Annotated in this window: 13 protein-coding genes; 8 read left to right on the top strand and 5 right to left on the bottom strand. The window is 59.6% G+C overall.

Going from position 1 to position 14,392, the window contains the following annotated elements; translation table 11 throughout:
• Window positions 1–27: 27 nt before the first annotated feature.
• The 3 genes from fdhD to BLW22_RS31495 all read left to right on the top strand — a co-directional run bounded on the left by fdhD (window position 28) and on the right by BLW22_RS31495 (window position 3,891).
• Complete coding sequence (gene fdhD / locus BLW22_RS31505; RefSeq protein WP_074848399.1) at window positions 28–867, top strand: formate dehydrogenase accessory sulfurtransferase FdhD; 840 nt, start codon at window positions 28–30, stop codon at window positions 865–867.
• Window positions 864–3,212 carry an FdhF/YdeP family oxidoreductase gene (locus tag BLW22_RS31500; RefSeq protein WP_065925805.1) on the top strand — a complete coding sequence of 783 codons (2,349 nt, stop codon included), beginning with the start codon at window positions 864–866 and terminating at the stop codon, window positions 3,210–3,212. Before fdhD ends, BLW22_RS31500 begins: the two co-directional genes overlap by 4 nt.
• 205 nt (window positions 3,213–3,417) lie before the next feature.
• Entirely contained in the window at window positions 3,418–3,891 is a 474-nt protein-coding gene (locus BLW22_RS31495) for a glycine zipper domain-containing protein (protein ID WP_027605140.1), read from the top strand.
• An 83-nt stretch (window positions 3,892–3,974) separates the two neighbouring features.
• Here BLW22_RS31495 and BLW22_RS31490 read toward each other — a convergent pair whose 3' ends face one another.
• The 3 genes from BLW22_RS31490 to BLW22_RS31480 all read right to left on the bottom strand — a co-directional run bounded on the left by BLW22_RS31490 (window position 3,975) and on the right by BLW22_RS31480 (window position 7,769).
• Window positions 3,975–4,406: an acyl-CoA thioesterase gene (locus tag BLW22_RS31490; RefSeq protein WP_065925806.1), complete on the bottom strand. Its 432-nt coding sequence runs from the start codon at window positions 4,404–4,406 to the stop codon at window positions 3,975–3,977.
• 23 nt (window positions 4,407–4,429) lie between these two features.
• On the bottom strand, window positions 4,430–6,367 hold the full coding sequence (locus tag BLW22_RS31485; protein WP_074848396.1) for a RecQ family ATP-dependent DNA helicase: 1,938 nt from the start codon (window positions 6,365–6,367) through the stop codon (window positions 4,430–4,432).
• A gap of 226 nt (window positions 6,368–6,593) precedes the next feature.
• Window positions 6,594–7,769, bottom strand: coding sequence for a tetratricopeptide repeat protein (locus BLW22_RS31480; RefSeq protein ID WP_065925808.1), 1,176 nt, complete (start codon window positions 7,767–7,769; stop codon window positions 6,594–6,596).
• A gap of 176 nt (window positions 7,770–7,945) precedes the next feature.
• On the opposite strand from BLW22_RS31480, the gene BLW22_RS34175 reads away from it, so the two are divergent.
• The 4 genes from BLW22_RS34175 to BLW22_RS31460 all read left to right on the top strand — a co-directional run bounded on the left by BLW22_RS34175 (window position 7,946) and on the right by BLW22_RS31460 (window position 10,710).
• On the top strand, window positions 7,946–8,116 hold the full coding sequence (locus tag BLW22_RS34175) for a YhfG family protein (protein ID WP_083221252.1): 171 nt from the start codon (window positions 7,946–7,948) through the stop codon (window positions 8,114–8,116).
• Window positions 8,116–8,715, top strand: coding sequence for a putative adenosine monophosphate-protein transferase Fic (locus tag BLW22_RS31475; protein WP_065948514.1), 600 nt, complete (start codon window positions 8,116–8,118; stop codon window positions 8,713–8,715). The genes BLW22_RS34175 and BLW22_RS31475 overlap by 1 nt, the downstream gene beginning before the upstream one ends.
• A 301-nt stretch (window positions 8,716–9,016) precedes the next feature.
• On the top strand, window positions 9,017–9,313 hold the full coding sequence (locus BLW22_RS31470) for a hypothetical protein (RefSeq protein WP_065948515.1): 297 nt from the start codon (window positions 9,017–9,019) through the stop codon (window positions 9,311–9,313).
• A 1,040-nt stretch (window positions 9,314–10,353) separates the two neighbouring features.
• The gene (locus tag BLW22_RS31460) at window positions 10,354–10,710 is read left to right on the top strand and encodes a DUF1493 family protein (RefSeq protein WP_027605145.1); all 357 of its coding nucleotides are present in this window, start codon (window positions 10,354–10,356) and stop codon (window positions 10,708–10,710) included.
• A 127-nt stretch (window positions 10,711–10,837) separates the two neighbouring features.
• Here BLW22_RS31460 and BLW22_RS31455 read toward each other — a convergent pair whose 3' ends face one another.
• Together BLW22_RS31455 and hslO are read right to left on the bottom strand one after the other, a co-directional pair.
• The gene (locus BLW22_RS31455; RefSeq protein WP_065925812.1) at window positions 10,838–12,379 is read right to left on the bottom strand and encodes a phosphoenolpyruvate carboxykinase; all 1,542 of its coding nucleotides are present in this window, start codon (window positions 12,377–12,379) and stop codon (window positions 10,838–10,840) included.
• A gap of 179 nt (window positions 12,380–12,558) precedes the next feature.
• A complete protein-coding gene (gene hslO / locus BLW22_RS31450) occupies window positions 12,559–13,461 on the bottom strand; it encodes an Hsp33 family molecular chaperone HslO (RefSeq protein WP_027605147.1) in 903 nt (300 codons plus the stop codon).
• Between the two features lie 126 nt (window positions 13,462–13,587).
• Here hslO and BLW22_RS31445 point away from each other — a divergent pair, with 126 nt between their 5' ends.
• Window positions 13,588–14,391, top strand: a complete 804-nt coding sequence (locus BLW22_RS31445; protein ID WP_065948517.1) for a phosphatase PAP2 family protein — start codon at window positions 13,588–13,590, stop codon at window positions 14,389–14,391.
• The last annotated feature ends 1 nt before the right edge of the window (window position 14,392 follow it).

The following is a 14,392-nucleotide window of genomic DNA, read 5'->3' as shown; positions in this document are numbered from 1 at the left end:
TGATCAATCCGCCGGTGGTACTGCCCCATGAACGCCAAGCGCCCAGTCTGCGCGGCGCCTGCTCCGGAAATGTCCGCGCCCGTCGCCAGCCAGAGCTACCAGTTTTGCAACCTTGAGCACACTGAAGTCACCAGCACCGCCTTGGCGGAAGAAGTGGCGTTGGCGATTGCCTATAACGACATCAGCCAGGCCGTCATGCTGGTCACGCCCACGGACCTGGAAGACTTTATTGTCGGGTTCAGCATCGGCAGCGGCATTATCGCCGACGTCAGCGATATTTATGATCTGAAACTCAGCGGTTCGGGTTCGGCCCAATACGCTCAGGTGCAGATCTCCAGCCGTGCGTTCTGGAACCTCAAGCAGCAGCGCCGCCAGCTGGCAGGTACCAGCGGCTGCGGCCTGTGCGGAGTGGAAGCCGTTGAACAGGCCCTGCCGGACCTTCAAGTGCTGCCCGGCGCGCCCTTGCCGCCTGCCGAATGGCTCGACGGCCTGCGCCAGCGCATCAGCGCGTTCCAGCCTTTGGGCCAGTGCAGCGGCGCTGTGCATGCGGCTGTGTTCATGAATAACCAGGGCGAATTGCTGATGGGCCGTGAAGACATCGGCCGGCACAACGCCCTCGACAAGTTGATCGGTGCGCTGATCCGCCAACGGATCCCCACCGACGGCGGGCTGGCGATTGTCACCAGCCGTTGCAGCCTCGAATTGATCCAGAAAGTCCTGCGCGCGGGCATCCAGACCCTGGTCAGCCTGTCGTCGCCCACCGGCCTGGCCCTGCAATGGGCTCGCCGGCATAACCTCAATCTCATCCACCTGCCGCAGAAAAGTGCGCCGCGGGTCTACAGCCCTGCGATGGAGAACCAGCCGTGAGCAATCATCATCAAGCCGACCAAACCCCAACCCCGCGCTACAAGCCTTACAAGGGCCCGGCTGGCGGCTGGGGCGCGCTGATCAGCGTGGCACAGGCGTGGTTGACCAGTGACAACGCGCTGAAAAACCTGCGCATGATGCTCAAGACCAACCAGAACGGCGGCTTCGACTGCCCGGGCTGCGCCTGGGGCGACTCGCCGGAAAGCGGCATGGTCAAGTTCTGCGAGAACGGCGCCAAGGCGGTCAACTGGGAAGCCACCAAGCGCCGCGTTGACGCAGCGTTTTTCGCCAAGCACAGCGTCACCGCGCTGCTGGAGCAAAGCGACTATTGGCTCGAGTACCAAGGCCGCCTGACCGAGCCCATGCGCTACGACGCCGAAACCGATCGCTACCAGCCCATCAGCTGGGAAGCGGCCTTCGACCTGGTCGGCAAGCACCTCAACGCCCTGCCCAGCCCGGACATGGCCGAGTTCTACACCTCGGGCCGTGCCAGTAACGAAGCGGCGTACCTGTACCAGCTGTTTGTGCGCGCCTACGGCACCAACAACTTCCCGGACTGCTCGAACATGTGCCACGAGGCCAGCGGCGTGGCCCTGGCGCAGAGCGTGGGGGTCGGCAAAGGCACCGTGACCTTTGATGACTTCGAACATGCCGATGCGATATTCGTCTGGGGCCAGAACCCCGGCACCAACCACCCGCGCATGCTCGAACCGCTGCGTGAAGCGGTCAAACGCGGTGCCCAGGTGGTGTGCATCAACCCCCTCAAGGAGCGCGGCCTGGAGCGCTTCCAGCATCCGCAGCATCCGCTGGAAATGCTCACCAACGGCGACAAGCCGACCAACACCGCGTACTTCCGCCCGGCCCTGGGTGGCGACATGGCGATCCTGCGCGGCATGGCCAAGTTCCTGCTGCTGTGGGAGCGCCAGGCTCAGGCCGAAGGCAAGGAAGCGGTGTTCGACCACGACTTCCTCAATGAACACACGGCCAACGTGCTGGATTACCTGGGCCAGATCGACGACACCTCCTGGGATGAAATCGTCGAACAGTCCGGCCTGACCCTGGTCGAGATCGAGCAAGCGGCACGCATGTACGCCAAGGGCAAGAACGTGATCATGTGCTGGGCGATGGGTATCACCCAGCACCGCCACTCGGTGCCGACCATCCAGGAAATCGCCAACCTGATGCTGCTGCGCGGCAACATCGGCCGCCCCGGCGCCGGCCTGTGCCCGGTGCGTGGCCACAGCAACGTGCAGGGCGACCGCACCATGGGCATCAACGAACGCCCACCGGTGGCGTTCCTCGACGCCTTGGAGCGACGCTTCCAGTTCCAGGTGCCGCGCACCAACGGGCACAACGTGGTGGAAGCGATCCACGCCATGCTTGAAGGTCGCTCCAAGGTGTTTATCGGCCTGGGTGGCAACTTCGCCCAAGCCACGCCGGACAGCCCGCGCACCTTCGAAGCACTGCGCAATTGCGACCTGACCGTGCAGATCAGCACCAAGCTCAACCGCAGCCACCTGATGCACGGCAAGGACGCGCTGATCCTGCCGTGCCTGGGCCGCACCGACATCGACATCCAGGCCGAAGGTCCGCAAGCGGTGACGGTAGAAGACTCGTTCAGCATGGTCCACGACTCCAACGGCCAACTGCAGCCGCTGTCGAAGTTGATGAAATCGGAACCGGCCATCCTCGCCGGCATCGCCGCCGCAACCCTGGGCAGCAAACCGGTGGACTGGAACTGGTTGGTGGCCGATTACAGCCGCATTCGCGACCTGATCGCCGATACCATCCCAGGCTTCAAGGACTTCAACGAACGCCTGAAACACCCCGGTGGTTTCTACCTGGGCAACTCCGCCGGTGCCCGACGCTGGAACACGCCTTCGGGCCGTGCCAACTTCCGCCCGAACATCCTGCCCAAGGACCTGATCCACGAGCGCACCCATGCCACGGGCCACGTGCCGGACCTGATCATGCAATCGATGCGCTCCCACGATCAGTACAACACCACCATTTATGGCCTGGACGACCGCTATCGCGGGGTCAAAGGCCAGCGTGACGTGCTGTTCGTCAACGAAGCCGACATCATCCGCCTGGGCTTCAAGCCGGGGCAGAAAGCCGACATCGTGTCGTTGTGGGAAGACGGCCGCGAGCGTCGGGTGAAGGGCTTCACCTTGCTGGCGTTTGATATTCCGGCGGGGCAGGCTGCGGCTTACTACCCGGAAGTGAACCCGTTGGTGCCGCTGGAAAGCACCGGGGATGGCAGCCATACACCGACGTCGAAGTTCGTGGCGATACGTTTGGAAGCTGCCAGTGACAATGGGCTGATCACGGCGCGTTCGGCCTGACTGATCATTTCGGACACAAAAAAGGCCGCTTTTGCATAAAAGCGGCCGTTCCGAAGTAGCTAAAGACTCGCAAAAACCACTTAAGTTCCCGAGCTAAAACAGTAACTTAGAGAATTGTGTACAACTCGTGCTACTGGTCGGATTTCTATTGTAACCATGTCAATACAGCCTCAGGATCGCGCCGTCATCCTCTTGAGGTCTCTCTATGAAGTTCTCCTCGATTCTCTTGTTGTCCCTTGGCCTGGTCAGTGGCGCAGCCATGGCCGGTGGCACCACCGAAGCCGGTGTGGGCGGCGCATTGGGCGGGGTTCTAGGCTCGGTTGTCGGCCAGCAGTTGGGCGGCAACACCGGTTCGACCATAGGCGCGGCCCTGGGCGGCGCAGGCGGTAGTGCGGTCGGCGCAGACAAGCGCAGCCGCGGCGAAGCAGCCATTGGCGGCGCACTGGGCGCAGCCGGCGGCAACGTGGTGGGCCGCAGTGTCGGCGGCAGCACCGGGGCACTGATCGGTTCAGCGGCCGGCGGTGGCGCGGGCGGTGCGCTGGGCAACTACATGGGCAACAAGAGCGATGACGATGATCGTCGTAGTCGTGATAGCCGCCGTTATGACCGCGACGACCATCGCGGCCGCGGCCATGCCTACGGGCATCGCAAGAACAAGCATCACTACCGTCACCGCTAAGCGCTAAAGAACACTGTAAAACCAATGTGGGAGGGGGCTGGCCCCCTCCCACATCGGGTTCCGTGGTGACTGCAACGCCGAAGTCAGACCACCAACCGCTGCAACGCCTCGCGCAACATCCCCGGAATCGTCACCGGCTGGTTCGTCCCCCGATCCACGAACACATGCACAAAGCGCCCCGCCGCACAGGCCTCCTCTTCGCCTGCCTTGAACACCGCCAATTCGTACTGCACTGAGCTGTTGCCCAACTTGCCCACCCGCAGGCCGATGTCCAGGCGGTCGGGAAAGGCAATCGAGGCGAAGTAATCGCACGCCGAACTCACCACAAACCCCACCACCTCACCGTCATGAATATCCAACCCACCCTGTTCGATCAGGTAGGTATTCACCGCCGTGTCGAAGAAGCTGTAGTAGGTGACATTGTTCACATGGCCGTACACATCGTTGTCGTGCCAGCGTGTGATGATCGGCTGGAAGTGACGGTAATCGGCGCGTTGCGGCATTGAGTCAGGCATGGGCACGTCTCATGAAAGTAGGGTTACAGGTCACTCAAGTGGGCTTGGGCCCACTCCCGCACGTCGGCGTAGGGGTAGTCTTCCAGCGCTGCGAAACCGGGAATGCCCCGCGCCTTCAACTTGGTAAACAACGGCACGCTGATACCCCCCAGGAACCGTGTCAGCCGCTCAGCGCCCGGCAGTTGGCCGGTGTGCTCATGATGCCTGTGGATAAAATCACCGCACAGCCCCATGAAGTTTTTATCCACAAGCGGCGGCAGGCTCGGCGGCGCCGGCAAATGCGCGACGTGGCCGTGGCACACGGAGCAGTGCCCGCAGCGCTGCGGTGCATTTTCATCACCAAAGTAACGCGCCAGGCGCTGCCCCAGGCAATGTTCGGTGGCGAACAGATCGAGCATGGCATGAATCCGCGCCACTTCCGTCACCTCGTGCTGCTTGAAGCCTGTGTATAACTCGGCGCTCAACACCTGTGGATCAAACTCGGTATCCAGCAGGCTGTAGACCTCCGTCATCTGCTTGCTTTCCAACTCGATCAGGCCTTGTTCCTGGAAGTAATCCAGGGCCTTCACCACCCGACTGCGTTCGGCATTGTGTTGTTGGTAAAGCGCGTCGAAATCCACGGTCGCCCAGGTTTTCGCGCGCTTGCACACCTGGATGATCGCCGCGACAAACTGCTGGCGCTCGCCGGAAAAACGCACCAGCAGGGCCTCGGGCTCGACCAGGTACTTGAAGCGGTACTCGGCATAAAACGCGTAGCGCGGCGCGATCACGCCCCTGAGCTCCAATTGCACCAGCAGTGTCTTCAGTGGCAGTTCGCGGATGTTGCTGTGGTCCGACAGCGACCTCAGCAGGAACTCCCACTGCCCTTCACTGCGCGCTGCCTGCAACTCTTCCAGCACCCGCCGAATACCGTCCTGCTCGGGCGTATCGCCGTACACGAAGTTTTCCAGCACATTGAGGCTGTCGCGGTTGGCCAGCACCAGGCAGTCCGAGGGCTGCCCATCACGCCCCGCACGGCCGATTTCCTGGCTGTAGTTCTCGATGGATTTGGGCAGGTCAAAATGCACGACATTGCGGATATCGCTCTTGTCGATACCCATGCCAAACGCGATGGTAGCGACGATGCAATTGGAGCGCCCAGCCATGAAGCGCTGCTGGATGCCCTCACGCCTGTCGTGGGGCAAGCCGGCGTGATACGCCTCGGCCTGGATACCGTTGCGGTTCAGGTGCTCGGCAATCTGCTCGGCGGTTTTCTGCAAGGTGACGTAGACGATGCTGGGCTGGTTGGCCCGCTCGCTCATCCACTGCACCAGGCGACGATGCTTGTCCGCACCGGCGACCGGCTCCACCAACAGGTCGAGGTTGGGCCGGTAGAAGCCCGTGGTGACCACGTCGTCCGGCGCAATGGCGAACTTGGCCTGCATGTCGGCAATCACCTTGGGCGTGGCCGTAGCCGTCAGCAGCAGCGCTTGTGGGATCTTGAACTGGCGCTGGTAGTCCGGCAGCTTCAAATAATCCGGGCGGAAGTTGTGGCCCCACTCGGAAATACAGTGCGCCTCATCCACCACCAGCAGCGAGATCTGCACACTTTGCAGGAAGTGGCGAAAACGCTCGTTCTTCAAGCGCTCCACGGAAATCATCAGGATTTTCAGCTCGCCGGAACGCGCGCGGGCCATCACGTCATTGGCGTCCTCGCGGCTTTGCGCCGAATCGATACTGCCCGCCGAAATACCGTGGCGTTGCAGGAAGCCCAACTGGTCCTGCATCAACGCCAACAACGGCGACACCACCAGCGTCAGGTGCGGCAGCAACACCGCCGACAGCTGATAACACAGGGACTTGCCCGACCCCGTAGGAAAAATGGCCGCAGCCGAACGACCTGCCAGTACGGCGCTGACCGTTTCTTCCTGGCCCAAACGAAACTGTGGATAACCAAAGACCTGCTGGAGGGTGTCGTGCATAGGCTGTCACTCCATTGACCGCTGAAGGTGGCTTAAAAACGTAGCCCAGCAAGCTCAGCGAATCGAGAAAGGTCGCATGGAAAAAAGAGACAGGATGATACACAGGGTGCAGCAATGGCCTTGGGCCAAATTTGACAAGTTCGACTGTGGCTGTAAGAACACCACAAACCAAATGTGGGAGGGGGATTGCCCCCCTCCCACATTTCAGACCTGCGCTACAGCTGAATCAGCGATTCTGCACCCGCTCAATCGCCGTGTCATACACCGGGTTGGCCTTCTGCTCCTTGGCCAACTGGTAGTGACGCAATGCATCCGGGAACTGCCCCGCCGCTTCGTAGATCCGCGCAATGTTGTAGTAGGCACCTGCACGCACGGTGGCAGCATTGGCGCCGGTGGCAAGGGCGATAGCCTTGCGATTGGCCCAGATCGACTCGGCAGTGTTGCCGGCTTTCTGATACGCCAGGCCGAGGTTGCCGTAGGCCTTGCCGAAGCCATTGTCCAGCTCGATAGCCTGGCGGAACAGGTCGATGGCCTGGTCCAGCTTGCCGGCCTGGTAGGCCGCTTCACCCTGCAGGTTCAGACGCTTCGCATCGGTTTGTACGGAAGAGCTGACGGTGACGGCGGTGACCGCCACGCTGTCATCCAGCAGCGGTTTGACTTCGTTCAGCACATTCGCCGCATTCACGGTCACGCCACTGAAAGTGTTGATGTCCTGGAAGTCGCCGCTGCCGGTCATGCGGAACACCGTCCACAGGTTGCCGCTGCGGTTCTTGGGCACGTAGTAGGTACGCACCAGCGATTGGCCCATGTACACGAACACCTTGGCTTCGCTGTCGGACAACTGGCGCGAGCCTGGATTGCCGCCATTGCTGTAGTCGTGCACGGCATAGACGTAGCTTTCGCCGTAGTGCTTTTTCTGCAGGGTGATGGTTTCCGGACCGTAGCTGTCGGTGTCATCCACATCCAACTCGGCGTCAGTACCCTTCTGGTTCTCGAAGTAGATGTTATTGCCGGGGAAAATCATGTGGGAGTCGAGGTCACTCGGCGTCTTGCCCCAGGTCAGCACCACACGCAGGCCATCGAGGTTTTCCATCACCGGGCTGATGGCGTAGGTCATGCCCGCGCATGGGCACTTCACCACCAGGTTGGAGTAGCCAGGTTTCTTGATGATCAGCAGGTTGCTCGCATCATCAGCGGCCTCACTGGTCAGCGTCACTTGGCCCTGGGCGTTGGTGCGGCCCACCACATTCTGTGCGCCGTTGCGTTGCAGCAGCACTTCGGCATCAGCGATTTTCTGGTCCTTGACCACCGCACTGAGCACTTCGATCGGCAACTGCCCGGCCTGGACCGAAAAAGCCACCGCACACAACGACATCGCCGAAGCAACACGAAGCAAACCCATGCTTAACTCCCTTTAAGTAGCGGGCGGAAATCGCCCTACAAGATTTTGCGGTGAAACATACGCTGAATTCCGAGTGTCGGCGGATTTTTTGTACAGAATGTGACGTGGTTTTTATCCCGCCTTCCCGTTGAAGCATTGCGCTACAATCAAACCTTGCTACCCAGGAGTGCGCTGCGATGAGCGAACTGACGTTTGAGCAAAAACAGGATCATTACCACAAGATCCGCCGTTCCAATTACCTGGCCAGCCTGCGCCTGGAAGGGTTCGACACCCAACCGGCCGACGTCGACAAACCCCTGCCGACCCGCGAAACAGTGCTTGCCAAGTACCGCAACACGCCACGCTGATGCTCGACAAATACGGGGTGGGCCAGGATCCGTACTGCTATCCCGGTAGCAGCGTCCTGCGCAACCGCCTCGATTTGCTCGACGAAGCCCGCCTGCACCAGGCCGAGCGGGAATTATCCGAAATCGCCGTAGGCAGCCTCCCCCTCTTCCCCCCGCCCTACGACCTCGACCGCCTGCAACACATCCACCGCACGCTGTTCGGTGACATCTACGACTGGGCAGGTGAGTTGCGCAGCGTGAACATCCAGAAAGGCGACACCCTGTTCTGCACCCCGGAGCGCATCCCCCCGGAAGCCGCGAAGATCATCCGGCAGATGGAAGAAGCAAACTGGTTTGTCGGTGCCAGCCAAACCGAGTTGGTGAGCAAGATTGCCGAAGCCTATGGCGACCTCAACGTCATCCACCCCTTCCGCGAGGGCAACGGCCGGGCGCAGCGGATTTTGTTCGAACAGATCATCGTCAACGCGGGGTTTTCAGTGAACTGGTGGCTGGTCAAACACGCGGCATGGATACCGGCGAATATTGATGCGGTGGCGTGTGATTATCGGGGGTTGGAGGCGATTTTTGAGCGGTGTGTCAGCAGGCCTGCCAGCGCCTGATCGAACCACGAACGATTAAACCATCTGTTTATTGCCCGAGCGCACACTCACTTCTAAGGTTCGCACCGTCGCTGCCAAATCAGCGGCCGGGTTTGGTCACCCGGAAAACAGCACACATAAGTGCCATTACTCGCTCTGCGAACGTCTATCGTCTCGTATAGCAGTGCTATGGCGGCTGTGTGGGGGACGTCTTCGGACGTGTCGGAGTGCTGTTTCCGGCTGGCCAACCCGCGCACAGTCCGCCACCCACCGTTTGGCCACGGTGATGTCGGTTACCTAACAGCAAACCGAGCACCTTCAAATGCAAATACCTGAAACGATGAACCGCTATCGTCATCTACGCACCAATTTCACTGATACCCATCCGCTTCTCATCGACACCCAAGCCAAAGCCGAAGACATCCAGTCCGCCGCCCACCAACGCATCCGCGCAGCCACCGACTTACTGGAAACCTTCTCCTGCCTGACCTTCGAACACTCCGACCTCAAAGACATCTCCCACATCACCAACGCCTTGTACCTGCTCGTCCAAGACGGCTGTGATTTGCCGGAAGCGGCGCAACACGTACAACTACAAACCGAACAAGCACAAATCTAAGCAACACCCTTTTTAGAAGCGAGCCTGTTCGCGAAAATCATCAACGATGACGCGGTAAGCCAGAAGAAACGCGGCGTCCTTGAGTTTTTCGCGAGCAAGCTCGCTCCTACCATTGACCCGCGTTGCCTGTTAAAGCACTGCCAAGCCACAAATGCCGGAAACCGTTGTAGGAAACCTCCAAACAACGCGACATCCCCTTCCCAAACTGCTCCAAACACACGCTTAACCCTCTACAGAAGTTACCCGTAGCTGAATGAAAATAGCGCGGTCTCAACTTTCTCGGCAGAAACCTGTGAACATCGAAAGGGCTCAACACATCGGCCACTATGGCGTCATCTTCACAGTGATTCGCTTCACTGTTGTGCCTGACAATCGGCATGCTTTGGCCAATCTATGCCTGCTTGAAACAAAAACGGCAGCGCGACAAGTGCGCGATCAGATACGTAGGCTGTACGAAAAAATGCTGGCCAGAGACTTGCCATGCGAAAGGGCGGTCGCGATTTCCCATCCTTTGAGACGGAATCAGGCCGATCGGTTAAACGACCAAAACGTGCTCATCAAACAAATAATCTCCGGAGCGGTTAAAGCACCAGGGATTGCCATTTCAACCGTAACCGCGGGCTTCGTTGGAGATAGGATTTCCGGCAAGCTTCGTAGATATCACGCTGGAGACATCATCATCGGTCTGGATGCCAGTGTGAGAGGAGGCATAGGGCCTCAGCGGTCAACACTCTCAATGCATGTCTACTCGGACGAGTCTTAGTGGCATGGCCCTTTACCTTCAATCCGCTTCCTTTCTCATTATCTATTTGGTGCTGCACTACCAAATCACAGACCCAATGCTCAGAAAGCACTTCGCAGTCACATTTCTTACAACAGGCCTTATTTTGACGTTCCTACTACCCTATGTAGCGGTGATCCTCAGAATGCCCCTCCTACCTGTCTCTGTATTCTTGATAGGCTTGGCGCTCTTCATCACTCGAAACAAATACCGCCTCCAACGCAACCAGCCCCTTCACCCACTCCTGCGTGCACCCACCATGAACCTCGCCCCTAACTTCCCCGAAGACCCCGTGATGCAGCAACTCCTTCAACTGCTGCACGAAGAAATCGGCCTGCCGAAACACAAGACCATCCGCCTGCAAACCTCACTCAATTTCGACCTGGGCTGTGACGGCAGCGAAGCCAAGCAGCTCATGGAAGCGCTGGAGCAGGAGTTCGCCCTCGACCTGGGCGACTACGACACTTATCGTTACTTCAACCCACCGGTCTTTGACGTGTTCCTCAAGCGTCGGGGCAAGGGGCATGGCGACAAGGTCCCGTTGACCATCGGCATGCTCTACCTGGCCATCAAGACCCACAGCTGGGACACGCAGACGCTGGAAAACCTGAGCTGAGCGAATACCGGCTCCAGGTACACCGCAAGTCAAAGGTGGAGGGGCAATGGTTCGGCCTATCGTCGACGAACCTTTCGCGCACAAAAAAGCCGCTCACAAGGAGCGGCTTTTTAACAGCGACCGAATCTTACAACTTCGGACCCGCAGCCTTGATCGCATCGCTCACTTCAAACTTCTTGAAGTTCTCGATGAACAGACCAGCCAGCGCCTTCGCTGCTTCATCGTAAGCGGCCTTGTCAGCCCAGGTGTTACGTGGGTTCAACAGGCCGGTCTCAACGCCCGGCACGGCCAATGGCACGTCGAGGTTGATGGTGTCGAGGTGTTCGGTTTCAGCACCGATCAACGCGCCGCTCTGGATCGCTGCGATCACGCCGCGCGTGGTCGGGATATTGAAGCGCTTGCCAACGCCGTAGCCACCGCCGGTCCAGCCGGTGTTGACCAGGTAGACCTTGGAGCCGAAGCCGCGGATGCGCTTGATCAGCAGCTCTGCATATTCGCCGGCCGGGCGCGGGAAGAACGGTGCGCCGAAGCAGGTGGAGAAGGTCGACTTGATGCCGCTGCCCGAACCCATTTCGGTCGAGCCCACCAGTGCGGTGTAGCCGGACAGGAAGTGGTAGGCCGCTTGTTCTTCGCTGAGGATGGACACGGGCGGCAGTACGCCGGTCAGGTCGCAGGTCAGGAAGATCACCGCGTTTGGCTCGCCGCCCAGGTTCTTCTCGGAACGCTTGGCAACGTGCTCCAGCGGGTAGGCGGCGCGGCTGTTCTGGGTCAGGCTCACGTCAGCATAGTCGGCGTGCTTGGCCTCGTCGATGACGACGTTTTCCAACACGGCGCCGTGCTTGATGGCTTTCCAGATAACCGGTTCGTTCTTCTCGGACAGGTCGATGCATTTGGCATAGCAACCGCCTTCGATGTTGAACACCACGCCTTCGCCCCAGCCGTGCTCGTCGTCACCGATCAGGTAGCGGCTTTCGTCGGCGGACAGGGTGGTCTTGCCGGTACCCGACAGACCGAAGAACAGGGTCACGTCGCCGGCTTCGCCAATGTTGGCGGCGCAGTGCATCGGCAGTACGTCGGAAGCCGGCAGCAGGTAGTTCTGCACCGAGAACATGGCTTTCTTCATTTCACCGGCGTAGCGCATGCCGGCGATCAGCACTTTTTTCTGGGCGAAGTTAAGGATCACGCAACCGTCGGAGTTGGTGCCATCACGCTCAGGCACGCACTCGAAGTTGGCCACGTTGAGCACTTGCCACTCGTCACGACCGGCCGGGTTGTACTGGGCCGGGTTGATGAACAGGCAACGACCGAACAGGTTCTGCCAGGCAGTCTGGGTGGTCATTTTCACGGCCAGGTAGTGGTCTTCGGAGGCCCCTACGTGAACGTGGGAAACGAAATGCTCTTGCGCATTGTTGAACGCCTCGACGCGTGCCCACAGGGCATCGAACTTGTCGGCCGGGAACTTGCGGTTGATCGGGCCCCAGGCGATGGAATCCTGGGTGGAAGGCTCTTCAACGATGAAACGGTCGACTGGCGAACGGCCGGTACGGTGACCGGTTTCCACGACCAGCGCGCCGGTATCGGCAAGCACGCCTTCACCGCGCTGCAGGGCTTCTTTGACCAGATCGTCAACACTCAGATCGGTGTATACGGCGTTATTGGCTTGCGTCATGAGGTTCCCCGTCGGCCTGTGGCCGAGTGCTCCAAACGTTTTGTAGTAGAAAGTTGCGCACTACTACCGCGAAAAAAGTGGGCCGGATTATGCCAGAAAAGCCCAAAAAGAGTAGGGCCCTCCCGTCAGAACGCCTCTAATCCGGCATTTGACAGGTGATTTACCTGTGCTTAAACGTTTTAGTGGCGGGTGTCGGAAGGCGTGTCGATGCCTGCGCCAGCGAACAATTGCGCTACATCGGCAGCGTCGAACAGGTAGCGCTCGTTGCAGAACTGGCAGTCGATCTCGATATTGCCACCGTGTTCCACCACCAGGTTCTGCGCATCTTCCAGGCCCAAGCTGACCAGGGCGTTGCCCGAACGCTCACGGGAGCAGCTGCAGTGGAAGTGCAAGGTCTGCGCGTCGAACAGGCGCACCGGGTCTTCGTGGTACAGGCGGTGCAGGATGGTTTCGTTGTCCAGGCCCAGCAGTTCTTCGGCTTTCAGGGTATCGGCCAAGGCAATGCAGTGCCGCCAGCTTTCAGCGCGATCTTCGTCGTCCTTGATACGGTCGGCCGGCAGTTGTTGCAGCAACATGCCACGGGCGCGCTTGCCGTCGGCGTTGAGCCAGAACTTGGTGCCCACTTGCTGGGACATCACGAAATAGTTGGTGAAGCATTCCGACAGCGTTTTGCCGTCGAGGTCGACGATGCCCTGGTAACGTTGGCCTGAGGTCGGGTCGACGGTGAGCGCCAGGACACCGTTGGGCATCAGCTCGGCCAGGCTGGCGTCCGGGGCAATCTGGTCGGCTTCATAACGGGCCAGGCCACGGATTTCGCGCTCGCTGGAGCACTCGATCATCAACAGCGGAATCGGCCCTTCGGAACGGGCTTGCAGGATCAGCAAACCGTCGAACTTCATGGTGCCTACCAGCAACGCAGCAGCGGCCATCAGCTCACCGAGCAGTTGTGCGACCGGTTCCGGATAGGGGTGCTTGGCGAGGACTTCGGCGTAGCTGCGCTCCAACGAAACCATTTCGCCGCGGGCGTCGCTCTCATCGAAGATGAAGCGTTGGGTGAAGTCGGTATCCGGTAGATCAGTCATAGGTCTGGGTATCTGAATTGATGACAAATTGGTTACAAGGTTTATAAAATTAAACGCTTTAGCACCATCTTGGTGCGGCTTTCTCCTGGAAACAGAGAGCTTATTTAGAGCGAAGAGGGACAGTTTATGAACAATCCGGGTTTGTTCCAAGCCAAGTGGAACCTCCGGCGATGGGCTCTGTGCAATCTACTCGCTATCGGGCTGCTGTGTTTTTGGCTGTGGCCCACGGGGCAGATGCTGTGTGTGATTTTCGACGAGTGGCTGTTTCACCTTCTCAACGACCCGCTGGCGAGCAACGCGACATGGCTGCACGTGTGGGCCGTGGCCAGTTTGCGGCCGTTTGATGCGGTGGTCGGGGTGATCCTGCTGATGCTGATGATTCGCGGCGACTGGGTGTTCAAAGCCGCGCAGGTACGCCAGGCCCTGTTAGGTTTTGTCGGTATTTTGTTGCTCTTGCTGTTTATCCGCATGCTGTTTTCCAAACTCGCAGCGCAGATGGGCTGGCAACACAGCAGCCCGTCGATGGTTATCGCCGGGGCGATCCAGATGAGCGACTATTTCCCGGGGCTGGAGAAGACCTGGGAGCTGAAGGACCGCTCAAGCCAAAGCTTTCCGGGGGATCACGCCTCGGTGTTGCTGATCTGGGCAATGTTCATGAGCGTGTTCGCCAAGCGTATCGGCCAGGTGCTGGTGATCTGGGGCCTGGCGCTGTTGTTCATGATGCCGCGGCTGGTAGCGGGCGCGCATTGGGGGCAGGACGATTATATCGGCGGGGTGCTGCTGGCACTGTTGGCGTTGGGCTGGGGTTGTTACACGCCGTTTGCAGCGAAGGTGTCGGCCGCTTTGTTACACGTGACGACGCCGATCTTCAGGTTACTTGGCAAGCTGCCAGTGATCAGTGGATTGAGCGTCGTGCGTACATCCCCTTAAC

The sequence above is a fragment of the Pseudomonas marginalis genome (genome assembly GCF_900105325.1).
GTDB classification, from domain to species: Bacteria; Pseudomonadota; Gammaproteobacteria; order Pseudomonadales; family Pseudomonadaceae; genus Aquipseudomonas; species Aquipseudomonas marginalis.
Note: the sequence above shows the minus strand (reverse complement) of the source record. Positions and strands in the feature narration are given on the sequence as shown.

Excerpts from the sequence above, each read along its gene's own strand:
- BLW22_RS31470 (WP_065948515.1), top strand. The coding sequence starts at position 9,017 with ATGCAAATACCTGAAACGATGAACCGCTATCGTCATCTACGCACCAAT.
- BLW22_RS31475 (WP_065948514.1), top strand. The coding sequence starts at position 8,116 with ATGCTCGACAAATACGGGGTGGGCCAGGATCCGTACTGCTATCCCGGT.
- BLW22_RS31490 (WP_065925806.1), bottom strand. The coding sequence starts at position 4,406 with ATGCCTGACTCAATGCCGCAACGCGCCGATTACCGTCACTTCCAGCCG.
- fdhD (WP_074848399.1), top strand. The coding sequence starts at position 28 with ATGAACGCCAAGCGCCCAGTCTGCGCGGCGCCTGCTCCGGAAATGTCC.
- BLW22_RS31480 (WP_065925808.1), bottom strand. The coding sequence starts at position 7,769 with ATGGGTTTGCTTCGTGTTGCTTCGGCGATGTCGTTGTGTGCGGTGGCT.
- hslO (WP_027605147.1), bottom strand. The coding sequence starts at position 13,461 with ATGACTGATCTACCGGATACCGACTTCACCCAACGCTTCATCTTCGAT.
- BLW22_RS34175 (WP_083221252.1), top strand. The coding sequence starts at position 7,946 with ATGAGCGAACTGACGTTTGAGCAAAAACAGGATCATTACCACAAGATC.
- BLW22_RS31445 (WP_065948517.1), top strand. The coding sequence starts at position 13,588 with ATGAACAATCCGGGTTTGTTCCAAGCCAAGTGGAACCTCCGGCGATGG.
- BLW22_RS31485 (WP_074848396.1), bottom strand. The coding sequence starts at position 6,367 with ATGCACGACACCCTCCAGCAGGTCTTTGGTTATCCACAGTTTCGTTTG.
- BLW22_RS31495 (WP_027605140.1), top strand. The coding sequence starts at position 3,418 with ATGAAGTTCTCCTCGATTCTCTTGTTGTCCCTTGGCCTGGTCAGTGGC.
- BLW22_RS31455 (WP_065925812.1), bottom strand. The coding sequence starts at position 12,379 with ATGACGCAAGCCAATAACGCCGTATACACCGATCTGAGTGTTGACGAT.
- BLW22_RS31460 (WP_027605145.1), top strand. The coding sequence starts at position 10,354 with ATGAACCTCGCCCCTAACTTCCCCGAAGACCCCGTGATGCAGCAACTC.